Source organism: Erwinia sp. Eh17-17, assembly GCF_039675725.1.
GTDB lineage: Bacteria > Pseudomonadota > Gammaproteobacteria > Enterobacterales > Enterobacteriaceae > Erwinia.
On the sequence record NZ_JBDFQT010000002.1, the window covers coordinates 666,019 to 683,162 of the forward strand.

General features: G+C 58.3%; 13 protein-coding genes. 3 read left to right on the plus strand and 10 right to left on the minus strand.

Annotation, left to right across the window (positions count from 1 at the left end; genetic code table 11):
- Nucleotides 1-3 precede the first annotated feature (3 nt).
- On the minus strand, nucleotides 4-1,143 hold the full coding sequence (gene arnB / locus ABEH87_RS08530; protein WP_346575669.1) for a UDP-4-amino-4-deoxy-L-arabinose aminotransferase: 1,140 nt from the start codon (nucleotides 1,141-1,143) through the stop codon (nucleotides 4-6).
- Nucleotides 1,144-1,615: 472 nt separating this feature from the next.
- On the opposite strand from arnB, the gene ABEH87_RS08535 reads away from it, so the two are divergent.
- The gene (locus tag ABEH87_RS08535; protein WP_346575671.1) at nucleotides 1,616-2,080 is read left to right on the plus strand and encodes a pyridoxamine 5-phosphate oxidase; all 465 of its coding nucleotides are present in this window, start codon (nucleotides 1,616-1,618) and stop codon (nucleotides 2,078-2,080) included.
- A gap of 79 nt (nucleotides 2,081-2,159) precedes the next feature.
- Here ABEH87_RS08535 and ABEH87_RS08540 read toward each other — a convergent pair whose 3' ends face one another.
- Together ABEH87_RS08540 and pqqU are read right to left on the minus strand one after the other, a co-directional pair.
- Nucleotides 2,160-4,541, minus strand: coding sequence for a glucose/quinate/shikimate family membrane-bound PQQ-dependent dehydrogenase (locus ABEH87_RS08540; protein ID WP_346575673.1), 2,382 nt, complete (start codon nucleotides 4,539-4,541; stop codon nucleotides 2,160-2,162).
- Between the two features lie 143 nt (nucleotides 4,542-4,684).
- Complete coding sequence (gene pqqU, locus ABEH87_RS08545; RefSeq protein ID WP_346575675.1) at nucleotides 4,685-6,829, minus strand: TonB-dependent receptor PqqU; 2,145 nt, start codon at nucleotides 6,827-6,829, stop codon at nucleotides 4,685-4,687.
- A 446-nt stretch (nucleotides 6,830-7,275) separates the two neighbouring features.
- Between pqqU and ABEH87_RS08550 the strand changes: the two genes are divergently transcribed.
- Both ABEH87_RS08550 and ABEH87_RS08555 read left to right on the plus strand, forming a co-directional pair.
- Nucleotides 7,276-7,662 carry a hypothetical protein gene (locus ABEH87_RS08550; protein ID WP_346575677.1) on the plus strand — a complete coding sequence of 129 codons (387 nt, stop codon included), beginning with the start codon at nucleotides 7,276-7,278 and terminating at the stop codon, nucleotides 7,660-7,662.
- A gap of 19 nt (nucleotides 7,663-7,681) precedes the next feature.
- A complete protein-coding gene (locus ABEH87_RS08555) occupies nucleotides 7,682-8,824 on the plus strand; it encodes an iron-containing alcohol dehydrogenase (RefSeq protein WP_346575679.1) in 1,143 nt (380 codons plus the stop codon).
- Nucleotides 8,825-8,898: 74 nt separating this feature from the next.
- Here the strand turns inward: ABEH87_RS08555 and ABEH87_RS08560 are convergent, their stop codons facing one another.
- From ABEH87_RS08560 to ABEH87_RS08590, 7 genes are all read right to left on the minus strand, one after another.
- Entirely contained in the window at nucleotides 8,899-10,554 is a 1,656-nt protein-coding gene (locus ABEH87_RS08560; protein WP_346575681.1) for a methyl-accepting chemotaxis protein, read from the minus strand.
- A gap of 116 nt (nucleotides 10,555-10,670) precedes the next feature.
- Nucleotides 10,671-12,263 (minus strand): ABC transporter ATP-binding protein, encoded by a 1,593-nt coding sequence (locus ABEH87_RS08565; protein ID WP_346575683.1) that lies wholly within the window; start codon nucleotides 12,261-12,263, stop codon nucleotides 10,671-10,673.
- Nucleotides 12,264-12,266: 3 nt separating this feature from the next.
- Nucleotides 12,267-13,076, minus strand: coding sequence for an ABC transporter permease (locus ABEH87_RS08570; RefSeq protein WP_346575685.1), 810 nt, complete (start codon nucleotides 13,074-13,076; stop codon nucleotides 12,267-12,269).
- Nucleotides 13,077-13,080: 4 nt separating this feature from the next.
- Nucleotides 13,081-14,073, minus strand: coding sequence for an ABC transporter permease (locus ABEH87_RS08575; protein ID WP_346575687.1), 993 nt, complete (start codon nucleotides 14,071-14,073; stop codon nucleotides 13,081-13,083).
- 6 nt (nucleotides 14,074-14,079) lie between these two features.
- Nucleotides 14,080-15,624: an ABC transporter substrate-binding protein gene (locus tag ABEH87_RS08580; RefSeq protein ID WP_346575688.1), complete on the minus strand. Its 1,545-nt coding sequence runs from the start codon at nucleotides 15,622-15,624 to the stop codon at nucleotides 14,080-14,082.
- Between the two features lie 58 nt (nucleotides 15,625-15,682).
- Entirely contained in the window at nucleotides 15,683-16,585 is a 903-nt protein-coding gene (locus ABEH87_RS08585; protein WP_346575690.1) for a homocysteine S-methyltransferase family protein, read from the minus strand.
- A 137-nt stretch (nucleotides 16,586-16,722) separates the two neighbouring features.
- Complete coding sequence (locus ABEH87_RS08590; RefSeq protein WP_346575692.1) at nucleotides 16,723-17,142, minus strand: hypothetical protein; 420 nt, start codon at nucleotides 17,140-17,142, stop codon at nucleotides 16,723-16,725.
- Between the last annotated feature and the right edge of the window lie 2 nt (nucleotides 17,143-17,144).

Below are 17,144 nucleotides of genomic sequence, written 5' to 3' on the forward strand. Positions count from 1 at the left end.
TTTTTACTTCCCTGCCAGCCTGCGTAACGCCGCAATCACGCGACCACAGTCGTCATCCGTCATGCCGGGGAACAGAGGAATGGAGCAGATGCGCTCCGAATTCCATTCGGTTTCCGGCAGCGAAAGCTGTGGAAAACGTTCGCGGTAATATTTCTGGGTATGCGCCGCACGGAAGTGCAGCCCGCTGCCGATATTCTGCTCTTTAAGCGCCTGCATCAGTTCGTCACGACTGATGCCACACCGTTCACGATCAACGCGCAGGATAAACAGATGCCAGGCGTGCTGGTGCGGCCAGGCTGGTAACTTCAGCGGCAGGAAGGGGGTATCAGCAAGCTCAGCCAGGTAGCGCTGCGCAATTTGCTCGCGGCGGGCATTGTTAGCGGCCAGCTTATCGAGCTGCACCAGCGCAATCGCGGCATTAATATCGGCCAGATTGTATTTAAATCCTGGGGCTATCACTTCGGCCTGCGGCGCACGTCCATGGGTCTGACGGTCAAAGGCATCCACTCCCAGACCGTGGAATTTCAGGCTGCGCACGCGATCGGCCAGCGCAGCATCATCCGTCACCACCAGGCCCCCTTCCGCACAGCTCATATTTTTAATCGCGTGGAAGGAGAAGATAGCGATACCGCGATCGCCGACGTGGCGCCCGCGGTAAGTGGTCCCTGCCGCGTGGGCCGCATCCTCAATGACGGCGATATCGTGGCGCTGGCCCAGAGCACGAATCGCATCAATATCCGCCGGCGCGCCGGCGTAGTGCACCGGAATAATGGCTCTGGTGCGCGGAGTGATAGCCGCCGCGATCAGTTCTGGCGTGACCATCAGCGTATCTCGATCGACGTCGATCATCACCGGTGTCGCCCCCAGCAGCACAATCATATTGAGCGTGGAAACCCAGGTCAGGGACGGCGTAATCACCTCATCACCCGGCCCGATGCCCAGCGCCATCAGCGTTACGTGCATCCCGGCCGTCGCTGAACTTAGCGCAATGGCATGACGGTTACCGGTGAGCTGGCAAAAAGCCTCTTCGAGCTGTTGATTTTTGGGTCCGGTGGTAATCCAGCCTGAGTGCAGCACGTCTGCCACGGCGGCCAGTTCTTCGGCCCCCATTGCCGGACGAGAGAAAGGTAAAAAATCTGACATTGATTACTTCCATTAAACAATTAACGTCACGAATTATCCGCCGACGCCGCCTGAAAAGCGGTGCCGACGACTAAACCTGTGCTGCTGACCACAACATCACACCCTGCTGGCACAGTGGTTTACTCAACGTCACATTGAGCACAAAATCACCATCAATGGTAGTGGAGGGCTGTAAATGCGCAAAAGGAGCTTAACAACCCCCGTATATATGGAGCGTAAATGAAAATACTTAGGGGAATATTAAGAGACACCAGTTGGCCGCTGATTAAATCAGTCTGGTTGATGAAGGGTTTAGCTTTACAAGGGATAGCGGCAAAATCATACTAAGAAAAAACGTAAATATAAAAATAACTTCATTGTTTTGTAGCAAAGTGTGTTCATTTTCCGTTCGCGAGACACTCAGTGAGATCAACCCGGTAAGGTCCTTGTTCGTGGTAAAATCGTCGTCCCTAATCACACGAAGGAACGACTGATGAACAACACGCTTCTGCCGCCCGCGCTGCTGACCCTGCTCGACGGCTCACTGCCACCCAGCCATCTGTACCAGGCGATTCGCCTGTCCAGCGTGGGCGACAATGGCTGGCCATATGCCGCACAGCTGAGCCTGGGTGAAATCATTGCCTGCTCACCCACGGAGCTGCTGTTTGCCATCTGGCCGGAATCCACCACCACCCGCAATCTGAAGCGTGATGGCAAAATCACCCTGGCGCTGGTGCTGAACGATGCGGTGATGGAGATCCAGGCGCTGGCAGTGGCCCGCCCGGAAACGCTGACTGACCTCAAACTGGCGGTATTTCGCGCAGAAGTGAAACAGGTCATCGCCCACCGTGCGCCCTATGCCACGGTGACCAGCGGGTTAACCTTCAGTCTGAAGGATGAAACCGCAGCGTTGACGCGCTGGCGGGAGCAGATTGCCGGACTGAAAGCGCTGGCATAAAAAAGGCGACCGGTAACGGTCGCCTTTTTACTCTCGGTTCAGACAGGGCAGGACACGTCCAGCCCGTTATCCAACACTGTTATTTGCTGTCCGGCAGCGCATACGCTTTCACGTAATCGCCCAGCTTAGTGCCAAACGAACCGTGACCACCGGCCACAATCAGCACGTACTGTTTGCCATTCACTTCATAGCTCATTGGCGTTGCCTGACCGCCCGCTGGCAGACGCGCTTCCCACAGCTGTTCGCCGTTAGAAACGTTAAATGCGCGCAGGTAGTTATCCGCGGTAGCTGCAATGAAGAATACGTTACCCGCAGTGGTCATCGGTCCGCCCAACATCGGCATCCCCATTTTAAACGGCAGCGGAACCGGTGAGCTGTCGCGCACGGTGCCGATACGTTTTTTCCACACGATATCGTTAGTCTTCAGGTCAACCGCAGAGATGTAGCCCCATGATGGCTGCTTACACGGGAAACCGAGCGGAGACAGGAACGGATTCAGCGTCACGCCGTACGGCAGGCCGTACTGTGGCTGCACGCCAGACTCGGTACCGGTACCGCCTTTGTCATTCTCATCCGGCTCGATCGGGTTGCCCGGACCACGCGGGATCAGACGGGAAACAAACGGCAGCGCCATCGGGTTAGTCACCGCCACCTGACGGTCAGTATCCACGGCGATACCGCCCCACTCGAACATCCCCAGGTTACCCGGGAAGACCAGAGTGCCCTGCTCGGACGGCGGGGTGAACGGACCTTCATAACGCAGCTGATGGAACATCACACGGCAGATCAGCTGATCGTAGATGGTCGCGCCCCACATATCCTTACCGGACAGCTGAGCCTTCGGACGGAAGCTCAGTTCAGAGTAAGGCTGCGTTGGCGAAACGCGATCGCCCTTCGCTGCGCCACCCGGAACCTGCATTTCCGGTGCCGGTACCACTGGCTTACCGTTGGTGCGGTTCAGCACAAAGATGTCACCGGTTTTGGTCGGGATATAGATGACCGGAACCTTGTTACCGTCTTTGTCGTTGATGTCCGCCAGCGTTGGCTGTGCCGGAACGTCCATATCCCACAGGTCGTGGTGAACGGTCTGATAGAACCAGGCCAGCTTACCGGTCGTGGCGTTCAGCGCCAGCATCCCGGTGGCGAAACGCTCCATCTCCGGGGTACGGTGACCGCCCCAGATATCCGGCGTGGATACGCCAATCGGCAGGTATACCAGATCCAGTTTGGCATCATAAGACGCCGGAGCCCATGAGTTCGGAGAGTTCGGCGTGTAGTTCTGTTCGCCTTCCGCAATCACGTTCGGGTCTTTCGCGCCGGTATCAAACGCCCACAGCAGTTTCCCTGTGTTGACGTCGAAACCACGGATCACGCCTGACGGCTCTTTAGTGGAATAGTTATCGGTTACGGCCCCGGCCATCACGATAGTTTTATCAGTGACGATCGGTGGAGACGTTGGCTCGTAAGAACCCACTTTGTTGTAAGGCAGGTTGCTTTGCAGATTCAGTTTGCCGTTGTCGCCAAACTGCGGGCACAGCGCACCGGTTTCCGCGTCCAGCGCGTACATGTTGCCATCATTCACCGGCAGCAGGATGCGACGTGAGCACAGCGCAGGCTGACTGCCCGCTGGCGTTGCCGCCGCTTCAGGCGTCTGCACATAAGAGACACCGCGACAGGTCACATGCTGGAACGTCGGGTCCGTCTTCATCTTCGGATCAAACATCCACTTCTGCTTACCGGTCGCCGCATCCAGAGCAAACAGCTTCTGGTGTGCGGTACACAGGTACAGCGCATCGCCGATCTTAATCGGGGTCACTTCATTGGTGATTTCACCCGGATCGCTGGCGGTTTTCAGGTCGCCCGTCTGGAAGGTCCAGGCTTCCTGCAGTTTGCCGACGTTAGTGTCGTTAATCTGCTTCAGCGGCGAGTAACGCGTACCGCCCTGGGTACGACCGTAGGCTGGCCAGTCACCGGCGGGAATACCGTCGTCAGCCGGGGCCGCAGCGGCCTGATCCTGGCTCAGCGTCCCGTTGATTTCCTGCGGGTCGTTAAACACGGAGTAAGCAAGAACGGCTACCACAAATACCAGCACGGCTGACAGCGCAACGCGCGGGAAAGCCCCGCCTGCGCCCAGGCCACGCCAGATGAACGGCAGTACCATCCACAGACCAAGGAAGAAGGTGATATCCAGACGCGGCGTCAGCGCCCAGAAGTCAGTGCCCACTTCCCACAGTGACCAGACGGTGGTCGCCAGCAGGAATAACGCGTAGAGCAGCAGCGCTGCACCACGGCGACGATACAGCAGGAAAGCGGTGATCAGCATAACCACACCAGCGATGATGTAGTACAGCGAGCCACCCAGTTTAGCCAACCAGATACCGCCGATTAACAGATACAGACCACTCAGGGTGGCGAATATCGCGGTTAACAGGATCAGTATTCTTGATGCTTTACTTTGCATAGTTTGAACCTTACCAAAATTTAAAGTCATCGATGGGGCCTGAGTTATTAAGCCCCATCTTTTTAAACACCCATTTTGTACTGCCCTATCCACTGGGTGTTTCTTTACCCGCTGTTAACAGCAGGCTGTTGCTGGATTCTTTTTCAGAACTGATACGCCACGGTTGCCCCGCCGCCCCAGTTGCGCCCCGGTGCGGGTTCGTAGTAACGATTATTCCCTTCATTGACAATCACCGAGCCAACGTACTGGCGGTCGAACAGGTTATCCACGCGGCCAAACAGATCCAGTGACCACTGGCTCCAGTTGAAACGGTAGCCGCTGTTCAGGCTGGTGACAGCGTAGGACGGGGCCTGCGCATCGTTGGCGTCGTTGGCCTGAATGTCGCTCAGATAGCGAATATCCGCCCCGGCATGCCAGCCGCTTTCCGGCGCATAGGCCAGTGAAGCGTAGCCCATATTGCGGGCGATCCCCGGCAGACGGTTGCCCGCAGGCGTACAGCTGGACCCGGTCGCGTTACAGGTCTCATTGCGATAGGTGGCATCCAGCAGCGTCCAGGCCAGTTTCAGGTGCCAGTCCGAAGCGAACTGCTGGTCAAAGCCCAGCTCAAGACCGCGACGACGGGTTTCCCCGGCATTTTTGTACACGGCACGGCCACCGGAACTGCTGTCAACCACCAGCTCATTGTCGGTATTGGTCTGGAACACGGCAGCGGTCAGCAGGCCGTAGCCGATACGGGTTTTACTGCCCAGCTCCACGGTATCGCTGGTAGCCGGTTTCAGGCCCAGGTTCAGGCCCGTCTGCGTGCCGGACGTTGAGCGATACGAAAGTTCGTTAATCGTCGGGGTTTCAAAACCGCGTCCGCCCGACAGATAAACATTCCAGGCATCGGTGACGGCATAGTTCACCGACCCCATCGGCAGCAGCTTGTGATAGCGCGCACTGCCGCTGTCATCGCCATTGACACTGGTTATATAGTAGTCGGTGGAATCAAAATTCACCGTGCTGTAACGCAGTCCGGCGTCCAGCGTCCACTTCGGGGTCAGCTGCCAGCTGGTTTGCAGATAAGAGTCGAGATTCCACATGGTGTTCTTCTCGTTGCGACGCTGGTCGCCCTTCTCGCCAAACTGGTTCACCCCGTTAACGGTGTTGTAGTTCTGGAAGCCCTGGCGGCGTTCAGTCATGGTTTCGTAGTCAACGCCGCCGATCAGCGTCACCGGAACGGAACCGAGCTGCCCCTCGTGTTTCCAGCGGGTGTCCACCCCCTGGTATTTACGTTCCAGCACGATCACGCCGCCGGGGTAGGTCGGCAGCTGCTGCGTGCCAAAAGGGATCGACTGATACTGCGTGGTGTGGCGCTCGCCGTGCCAGGTGGTGAGCGTCAGCTGGTCACTGTCGCTCATCTCACGCTGGTAGCGCAGGCCAACCTGGGTCTGGTCCAGGCTCTTGCGGGTATTGTACTGGTCGCCACGCGGCGACTGGCGCGGACTGGCCTGATATTCCGCCTGCGTCAGGCCGCCAGGATCGTTGGCATCAACGGAAACGCTGTTAAACATCAGCGTCAGCGTGCTGACATCATCCAGACGCACGCCCAGCTTGCCGTTACCCAGGCTTTTCTGGGTACCGCTGTGGTCGCGAAAACCGTGGGTGGTAAAGCGCGAGCCGGAAAGGGTGTAATTGACATCCCCGGCCTGGCTGCCGTCGCCAGTCGCGCCGCTGGCCCTGACGCTGTTGCGCCATGAGCCAAAGCTGCCAAAGTAAGTGCCCGCTTCCAGCGTAGTAGGCTGGCTGCCGGTGATGGTGTCAATATTGACCACGCCGCCGGAGGCATTGCCGTACAGCGCAGAGTACGGCCCGCGCAGCACTTCGACCTTACCCACCGAGTTGATATCAATATTCGACGTCTGCCCCTGCCCGTCCGGCATGGTGGCCGGAATGCCGTCAACATACAGCCGCACGCCGCGCACGCCGTACATTGAACGGCTGCCGAAGCCGCGCACGGAGAGTTGCAGATCCTGGGCGTAGTTCTGACGGTTCTGGATTTGCAGCCCCGGCACGCTGCCGAGATTTTCAGAAAGGTTGACCTGAGCGCTGGCGCGGCGCAGTTCGTCACCGTCTACCACGCTGACTGCCGCCGGGGTGTCCAGCTCGGACAGACCCGCGCGCTGCTTAATCACCATCAGGGAAGGTTCCTGTCCCCGGCTGGTTTCAGCGGAATGTTGTGCATAGCTGGCCGCAGGCGACAGCAAAAACAGAGGCGTCAAAACAAGAGCAGAAGTTTTATTATTCACTGGAATTATTCGATGAGTAAAAAGTGCTACAAAAAGTCTCACCCGGCTCAGCCCGGCAAGCCCCGACATTCCCTGACGTGCAACGGCTGAACTCAGTCAGACAACCCCGCCAAAAGTATATAACCCCTGGGGCAATTTGCTCACTGAACAGCCAAAGAACTCACGGCAATGCGCCCATCGTCTTTATTTATCGGCCGCAGACGCATTGCTGTAGGCACTTATGTGACGCGCGTCACAAAACGGTGGCGATTGTAGCATTCATTAGTTTGCTTGCGAACTATTGTTAACACTTTGGCTGAATTGATTCAGTTTAACGTTACAAAAAAGAGGGTTATTGCGCGCAGTGAGTGTGAATGCCTGGCCGCCAGCAAACCATGACGCCGCAGACGCGCCGGGCTATAATCAAACGCATTGCACTGTGGACCCTCAACCAACAGGATGTACTCATGCCGCGTTCAGGACTCTGGCTGTTGCCACATTTATCCCTGCGCCAGACCGTCAGCCGTGCGCTGCCGCTATTGATGTTGTTGCTGCTCACCGCCTGCTCCTCCGGTTACCAGGGGCGTGAATGCAGCGGTGAAATTCAGACCCTGAGCGGCCAGCCGCGCGGAACCACGCAGGGGATGATTGTTGACCGCTTCAGCTCATTTTCTGTGACCCTGCCCGACATGCAGCTCGATAGCGGGCCACTCTACTCCAGCGACCGCCGTACCTATATTCCTTCGGCAACCACCCAAAATGGCTGGCTGGCGCAGCGCCTTTCCGATCGCCGCTTTACTATCGTTAATGCGCCGCGTGATGAGGCGATCACCTTCACCTGTCCTGTCCCCTGACCTGAGAGAGCCTCTGCTGATGTTTACCAGCCAACTGATCGCTAACCGACACACCTTTTTTGGCAGCGGCAGCGTGCAACAACTGGTTCCCCTGCTGACCCGTGCCGCCCTGCCAACGCTGCTGTTTTGCGGCCGGTCATTTTTACACGGCAGCGCCTGGCAACAGCTCAAACCCCAGCTGGAACCGCTGCTGTGCGGGGTGGAAATTGTCAGCCATGAGGCGTCACCGGAAGAGATCGATGCGTGGGTTGCACGCTGGCGGGGCCGGACAAAACAGGTGCTGGCAATTGGCGGCGGCAGCGTGATAGATGCCGCTAAAGCGGTCGCCGCTGTTAGCCAGCATCCGCTCAATACTCTGCGCTATCTGGAAAAGGTGGGCGACACGGCGGTGACGGGTGCAACGTTACCGCTGATCGCCGTCCCGACGACTGCCGGAACCGGAAGCGAAGTGACGCAAAACTCGGTGGTGACCGATAAAACCCGGCTTAACGTAAAGGCTTCGCTGCGCCACGCTAACTTCGTGCCGCAGATCGCGATTCTTGACCCGAATCTGCTGCGCGGAGCCTCTGACACCGTGCTGGCCTGCTGCGCCATTGATGCTTTCACGCACCTGTTCGAAGCCTGCTTATCTGCCAAAGCTGATGCCTTTACCCGCCAGACTGCCATCAGCGGCATGCAGGCCTTTATGCGAGGCTGGCCGGCGCTGAATCGCGATGACGCAGCGGGTGATGAGGCGCGTGAGCAGATGATGATGGCCTCGTGGCTTGGCGGCCAGAGCCTGAGCATGGCCGGATTGGGGGTGATCCACGGTATTGCCGGTGAGCTGGGGGCAATCAAAGATTACCACCATGGGGAGGTGTGCGGTCGCCTGCTGCTGCCGTTCCTGCAGCTGCTGGCTGACAGCGAACACCCGCAGCAAATCGCGCTGATGAAACAGTTAGATACCGCGCTGTTTGCGCAGGCCGACAGCTCCCCGGCGCGGCGCCTGGCCAGCTGGCTGAGTGCGAATGCGATTACGCCGTTCTGGCAGCCGCCGGCCACCCTGAGCGCAGAGGAAATCGACTGGATTCTGGCGCGTTCCAACAGTAAAAACAGTCTGATCAACTACAGCGTGGAGCAGCAGCGCTGGCTGCTGGAACAGGCGTTCACGATCGCAAGCTAACCCGTCAGGGCCGTGTATCATCGCTGAACGGTGTACAGGGTCGGGCACGCCCGGCCCCGTACGTTCCATCAAACTTAGAATGAGCTCCAGTTATCGTCTACCGCAGCGGCCGCAGGCTTAGCCAGACGCGCCGCAGGGGCAATCGCCGGGACTTTCTTCGCCACCAGCTCCACCGGAACACGACGATCGGCCTGAAGGCGGAACGCCGACACCAGCTGGCTCAGCGTTGATGCCTGCTCCTGCAACGACTGCGATGCCGCAGAGGCTTCTTCAACCAGCGCGGCGTTCTGCTGCGTCACGGTATCCATCTGACCTATCGCCAGATGCACCTGCTCAATTCCCTGGCTCTGTTCAGTGGTGGCGGCCGCCATTTCACCGACGATATCGGCAACCTGACGAATCGACCCCTGCACTTTCGCCATATTCTCACCAACATCGGCCGCCTGAACGGAGCCGCTTTCCACCAGCTGTGCCGAGGTGGCAATCAGATCTTTAATCTCACGCGCCGCCGTTGATGAACGCTGGGCAAGATTACGTACTTCACTGGCCACCACGGCAAAGCCGCGCCCCTGCTCACCGGCACGGGCCGCTTCTACGGCGGCGTTCAGCGCCAGGATATTGGTCTGGAAGGCAATGCCCTCGATCAGCCCGGTAATATCAGAAATCTTGCTGGAGCTGGTTTTGATTTTTTCCATCGTTCCGACCATGGCCGCCACGGCATTACCGCTGTGGACGGAAAGATCGTTAGCGGTGCTCGCCAGCGAGCTGGCCTGACGGGCATTTTCAGCGCTCTGTTTAACGGTATCGTTCAGGGTGCTGATGCTGGCAGACGTCTGCTCAAGGGAAGCTGCCTGCTCTTCAGTTCGGGCGGAGAGGTCTTCATTGCCGGCGGCAATCTGGGTCGAGGCGGAGCTGACCGACTGAGCGGAAGAGGTCACCGATCCCAGCACGCCAGAAACACGGGCCATCAGGCTGTTGAATGCGGCAGCAGTTTTGCCGATCTCATCGCTGCGCGTAGCATCCGCCTGCTTGCTGAGATCGAGAGTTTCACTGACGGACACCATCAGGTTCTGCATACCGTTCAGGCTGTTACGCACGCTGAAAATAGTTTTAATCGCCAGCAGGCCCAGCACAATAATCGCCGCCGAGGCAAATATCAGCACGCCCCAGAAAACCTTACCGTAAATCTCGGTGTTCTCACGGCGCAGGTCGTTACTGGCATCAATGTTGAGCTGAATTTGTGCCTGCAGGCCAGCCGACAGCTTACGGACTACCGCACCAACCCCGTTCTCCCCCTGCAACAGCGGCAGTGAGCGCGCATCATCGTGGGCGCGGGAAGCGTTATAAAACTCAGGCAGAGCTGCCTGGATGGCGGTAATGGTATTCAGGGCATCCTGAGTCATATTGCGGTCAGTGTCGTTAGAAATATCATTGGCCATGTAGTAATCGGTCAGGGTTTTCAGCTGCCCCATAATCTGGTCAATTTTCGTTTCCACAGCAGGCTGCTTGCTGCTGTCGTTTTCACTCTGATGCTCATACAGTGCCAGGCGCAGCTCATTGGCCGTACCGATGCTCTTATCGAGGTCTTTAATGCTGGGAATTGCATTAACCTGAACGAATTCAAAGCGGGACTGGAACCCACTGAGTGCGGAGAGAGAATATGCCGACAGCGCGATTAACGACAGCGCCAGCAAAGTGAAAATGATAAACAGCCTTTTGGTAATGGTCATGCCGAATCCCCTGTGTTTAGCGATAAGTTGGCCGGTCTGCGCCGGCCATCAAAACAGGGTTATCGGTCATGCAGCGGCGTAACTTTATCCATTAGCCGCTTGTTTGCTTTTTTATTTTATATTTGCGTTACGGGCTCGCTCACTTCTTCCAGCCAGCCGGGACGCATTTCCGGCACCGCACGCAGCAGTTGAGCCGTGTAGTCATCCAGCGGCGCGCTGAACACCTGTTCCAGCCGACCGTGGCGCACCACGCGACCGTAGCGTAACACCATCACCTCATCGGCGACGGCCCTGACCACGTGCAGGTCGTGGGTGATAAACAGCAGCGAAACGCCGGTTTCCTGTTGCAGCTTTTTCAACAGCGCCAGCACCTCACGCCCGACCAGCGGGTCAAGGGCCGACGTCGGCTCATCGCAGACTATCAGTTCAGGTTCCACCGCCAGCGCGCGCGCGATGCAGACCCGCTGTTTCTGCCCACCGGACAGGGAGTGCGGGTAGCGTCCGGCCAGCAGCGGCGAAAGCCCGACTTTCTCCAGCAGCTCCTTCACCCGCGCCTGGCGCTGCTGTGCCGACAGCGCCGTCAGGCAGACCATCGCCCGTTCAATTTGCAGGCCAATGGTCAGTCGCGGATTGAGTGCCGTATCCGGGTGCTGATGGATCATCTGCACCTGCTGCATCTGCTGGCGCGAACGCTGACGCAGCTGCGGCGGCAGGGGCTGGCCGTTAAAGGCGATCTCGCCCTGTGAAGGCGACACCAGGCCGCATACCGCCCGGCCGAGGGTGGACTTACCGGCACCGGACTCGCCGATGAGCGCCAGCGTACGACCGCGCCCGACCGTCAGCGATACCGCATGCAGCACCGGGTCGCCATGATAGCTGATGCTCACTTCACGCGCGCTTAACAGCGGCAGCGTAGCGCTGCGCGGCTGATGGGGCTCACCGTGGCTGTGCAGCAGCTCGCGGGTATAGGACTGCGACGGCTGCGTCAGCAGTGCGGCAGTCTCACCGCTTTCCACCATCCGGCCGTGGCGCAGTACCATGATGCGCTGGCTGAGCTGAGCCACCACGGCCAGATCGTGACTGATATACAGTGCCGCCACTCCGGTCAGACGGATGATCTGCTGAATCGCTTTTAACACTTCCAGCTGAGTGGTCACGTCCAGGGCTGTCGTCGGCTCGTCAAAGACAATCAGCTCCGGCCCGGCGCAGATCGCCATAGCGATCATGGCCCGCTGCAGCTGCCCCCCGGAGACCTGATGCGGATAGCGGTGAAAAAAATCTTCCGGCTGCGGCAGCTGCATCTGGGCAAAAATCCCGATGGCGCGGCGAATCGCGCTCTGCCGGTTAAACACCCGGTGACGGATCGCGCTTTCAATCACCTGCTCGCCGATCTTCTGCGCCGGGTTGAACGCCGCGCTGGCAGACTGTGCCACATAGGCGATCTTTGCCCCGCGCACTTTACGCCACCGGTGCTCTGACAGCCCGGTCAGCTCCTGCCCGGCAAAGTGGATCTGCCCGCCGCTCAGCGTCATACCGTGACGAAAGTGGCCAAGCACCGCCTGACCAATGGTGGACTTTCCGGCACCGGACTCGCCGATCAGCCCCAGCACTTCCCCTTTGCGCAGGGTAAAAGAGATATCGTCTACCAGCACCGCATCTCCGGCTGTGACGCGCAGTTTATCCACGCTTAACAGCGGTTGTTCACTCATGTTCTACTCCTGCCAGCTACGGGAATGCTGGCTTAACAGCCAGTCGGCAACGCTGTTTAATGCCAGCGCCAGCAGGGCAATCGCCGCGCCGGGGATCAGCGCCGCCCAGACGCCAAACAGAATACCGTCTTTGTTATCACGCGCCAGCCCGCCCCAGTCGGCGGTCGGCGGCTGAATACCGAGGCCCAAGAACGACAGCGCCGAGAGGAACAGCAGAATAAAGATAAAGCGCAGGGCAAACTCAGCCACCAGCGTGGTAAACGCGTTCGGCAGGATCTCGCGCCACAGCACCCAGCCCAGGCGTTCGCCGCGCAGGCGCGCCACTTCAATAAATTCCTGTGCGGCAATATCCAGCGCCAGCGAACGGGCCACGCGCAGCACGCGGGTGGATTCGAGGATCCCCAGCACCGCCACGATCACCGGAATGGTTTTCGGCAGCATGGCCAGCACTACCAGCGCAAGGATCAGCGTCGGGATCGCCATCAGCACATCGTTGACGCGGGAGATAACCTGATCGACCCAGCCGCGGTAATACCCGGCGAGAAAACCGAGAAAGGTGCCGATAACAAAAGCCAGCAGCGTAGCCACCGCACTCACGCTCAGTGAAGTACGGGTGCCCCAGATCAACCTTGAGAGCAGATCGCGCCCGAGGTTGTCGGTTCCCAGCCAGTTTTGCGCTGTCACGCCGCTCCACGCGCTGCCCACCACCTCGCCCGGCGCATAGGGCGCCAGCCACGGTGCCAGCAGCGCCACCAGAATAAACAGGCTCAGCCCGATAACGCCGGGCAGTACCGCTATTTTTAGCCTGAACATCTCATCAATTCCTTGTAAAACGCAGACGCGGATTCGCCAGCAGGGTGACAATATCCGCCAGCAGATTGAGCAGGATATAGATCCCCGCCAGCAGCAGCGCACAGTCCTGGATCACCGGAATATCCCGTTTGCTGATGCTGTCCACCATGTACTGGCCCAGGCCAGGGTAGACAAACACGTTCTCGACAATCACCACGCCCACCATCAGCCACGCGAGGTTCAGCACGATGACGTTAACGATCGGCCCCCAGGCATTGGGCAACACGTGGCGGAACAGAATGGCAGAGGGTGACAGGCCTTTCATCAGTGCGGTATCGACATACGCTGCATTCTGCGCACTGACCAGCGCGGCGCGCGTCATATTGCTCATGTGCCCGAGAATGGCAAAAATCAGCGTCAGGCACGGCAGGGCTATCGCCAGCAGGCGGTCTGTCAGCGGCATATCGTCGGAAATACTGCTGTTGCTCGGCAGCCAGAACAGCGTAATGGAGAAGACCAGGATCAGCAGATAACCTGAGAAGAACTCCGGCAGAGAAACGGTGGCGCGGGTAAACAGGTTAAGCAGGCGGTCAATCCAGCTTCCCTGATAGCGGGCCGAAAGAAAGCCGATGACCAGCGCCAGCGGTACGGCAACAATGGCGGTAAAAAAGGCCAGCGACAGCGTATTGGCAAGACGGTCCAGCAGCACCGGGGCAATCGCTTCCCGGCTGGTAAAACTGTGGCCGAAGTCACCGTGCAGCACGCCTCCCAGCCAGGCCAGGTAGCGCCCCAGCGCAGGCTGATCCAGCCCCAGCTGTTGATTCAGCGCCGCGACAGCCTGCGGCGTTGCCGTTTGGCCCAGAATGGCAGTAGCCGCATTACCCGGCAACAGCTGGATACCGGCAAAAATCAGCAGCGAGACCACCACCAGCATCACCCCGCCTGCCAGCAGGCGCAGCGCAATCAGTTTTAACAGAGGAAGGTGTCCCTTCCCCCGACGTTCACGAAATTGACTCATTGGCGCTTATGCAAACCACACTTTTTCTGCCGCACGATTGCCGCTCATGGTAAAGCCCGGAATGGCGACAAAGCCCTGAATTTTGCTGCTGGCCGCGTCCAGCGCATCAGCATACAACGGGATGATTTCGCTGCCCTTCTCGACCAGCATCACCTGGATATCGTGATAAATCTGACGGCGTTTCTGTTCATCCTGCTCGCCGCGTGCGGCGACCACCAGCTGATCAAACGCCGGTTCTTTCCACTGCGACTCGTTCCACGGGGCGTTACTGGTGAACACCAGCGACAGCAGCGCATCGGCCGTCGGACGCAGCGACCAGTTGGAGGAGACAAACGGCTTTTTCATCCAGACGTTATCCCAGAAGGCATCATCCGGCACACGTTCCACTTTCAGCGCAATGCCCGCACGTTCGGCCGAATTCTGATAGAGCTGACCGGCATCGACGGCACCGGGGAAACCGGCCTCGGCCACTGACAGCACCAGCGGACCGCTGAAGCCGCTTTTCTGCCAGTGATATTTCGCTTTTTCCGGATCGTAGGGGCGCTGCGGAATATCTTTCGCGAAGTACGGGCTGGACGGGAAAATCGGGTTATCGTTGGCCACGGTACCGTAGCCGCCCAGCACGGTTTTAATCATCTGTTCACGGTCGATGGCGTACTTGAGCGCCAGGCGGCCGTCCAGGGTATTAAACGGTGCCGTGGTTGCCAGGCCAGGGAAGGTGAAAATCTGGCTGTCGCGCGAGCGCAGCAGCTGGATGGACGGCATATTTTTCAGGCGGTCAACAATGCGCGGATTCACGCGGTTGATGATGTGGGCAGAGCCGCTGGCGAGCGCTGCGACACGTGCCGTTGAGTCGCTCATGGCCAGCGTTTCCACCGAATCAACGTGGCCGCGTGTCGGGTTCCAGTGATTCGGGTTGCGCTTCACCAGCGCACGCACGCCGGGCTTAAAACTCTCCAGTATGAACGCGCCGGTACCGATTCCTTTATCAAAGCTCTCGTTTTCGGCGGTAATGGCAAAGTGAACGTCGCTCAGCAGCGCAATAAACTCCACATTTGGCTCTTTCAGTTTGATGGTCACCTGATTTGGCGCAGTGGCTTCCAGCGACACGACCGGTTCCAGATAGCCTTTGACGGAAGAGCTCGATTTTTCGTCGCGATGATGGTTAAGGGAATAGACCACATCTTTCGCCGTCAGGGTGCGGCCATCGTGAAACTGTACGCCTTTGCGGATATTCAGCACCCAGGTTTTGCTGCCGTCGCTGGTGTCCCAGCTCTCTGCCAGAGATGGAGTAATTTTGCCGTTTTCATCCACTTCAGCCAGGCAGTTAAACAACTGTGAGCCGACAAAATACATATAAGATTCAAACCAGAACGCCGGATCGAGGCGGTCAGTGCTGGAACCATTGTCCATACCAACGATCAGATGCCCGCCTTTCTTTGGTGTGGCAGATGCTGCTTCAGCGGCCCATACGGATTGAAACGGCAGGCCGGAACAGGCGGCCGCAACGGAGAGCGCGCCGGTAGTTTTGATAAAATCGCGACGATTCATGGTGTTGTGTTTCCTGTTTTTATTGTTGTTTTCCGCCGCAGCGGTAAGAATCTGGTGTTTACTTCAGTGCCGAAGCCAGGCGCTGAATATGCTCAGGGCCAATCCCGCAGCAGCCACCTACCAGCGTCGCTCCCGCCGCCACCCACTCCTGCGCCCAGTGCAGGTAGCCTTCCGGGTGTGTATCCTTACGCAGGCCGCTCAGGCCTTCGTTAGCGCCGCCGCCGTTGCTGCCGTGTTCAAAAGCATTGGCATAAACGCCAACTCCTGCCGCTGACCCCAGGCGCTGCAAGGTTGCCACTGCCTGCTGTACCGCTGAAATCATCACTTCCGGGTGGCTACAGTTAAACAGGATATTTTCCGCCCCCAGCGCCACCGCTCTGGTCACCGCAGCGACAACACTTTCCCCGGAACGCAGGGTGCTGGCGGCCTGCGGCTGGTCCGGGTCGTCGTGCAGGCTGAACGACAGCCACAGCGGCTGAGGCTGCCCTGATACGGCCTGGTGAATCGCCTCGGCTTCGGCAATAGAGCTGATGGTTTCCCCCAGCCAGAGATCAACATAAGGCGACTGTGCTTCAACCAGCACGCGGTGAATGTCCAGGGCGCGCCCGGCTTCAAAAAGATCGGGACGGTAAGACCCCAGAGCCGGTGGCAGACTGCCCGCAACCAGAACCGGATTGGCAGCGGCATCGGCGGCCTGGCGCGCCAGCTGTCCCGCCAGAGCGGCCAGACGCTGGCCATCAGCGGCAAAGCGTTCTTCACCGATATGGAAAGGCACAACGGCATAGCTGTTGGTGGTGATGGTGCCGGAACCGGCAGCGACATAGCTGTCGTGGACTTCGCGCACGCGCTCAGGCGCTTCATACAGGGCCAGCGCCGACCATTCAGGCTGGCGGAACGGTGCGCCCACCCGAGCCAGTTCGCGCCCCATTCCCCCGTCCAGAATTTTAATATGCTGCGTCATTGGCCTGTTCCTGTTCAGAATTATCTAATCCCTGCATGCTACACAAATCGATGGCTACATGTCCAGACGTCTATAAGGTGAAATGTGGGATAGTTAAGCCCAGGAATGGCTGAGGAAGGGAAAGGCACTCGCTGACGCTAGAAAATGAGCTTCGCCAAAGCAAGACCGAACCCCAGCACGGCGAACTGCGAAGTAACGACCCAGCGGGTTTGCGCGGCCAGCGACTGATGCAGTTCAGTGCGTAATTCTTTAATGTCGCCTTTGGTGGCGTAGTCCGACTTGATCACTGCGACATCAACTTTCAGAATGCTGACGTCCTCTTTTAACTCTTTAACATCGCTTTTCAATATGCTGACGTCGCTCTTAAGCATTTCGACATCGACCTTCAATATGCCGACATCCTGCTGCAAAATACCGACGTCTTTCTGCAAAGCCCCAACATCTTTCTGTAAAACACCAACGTCTTTCTGTAAAACACCAACGTCTTTCTGCAGGATACTGACATCCTTCTGCAGGGTACACACGTGTCCTTCCAGCCTGTCCATGCGATTTTCCATGT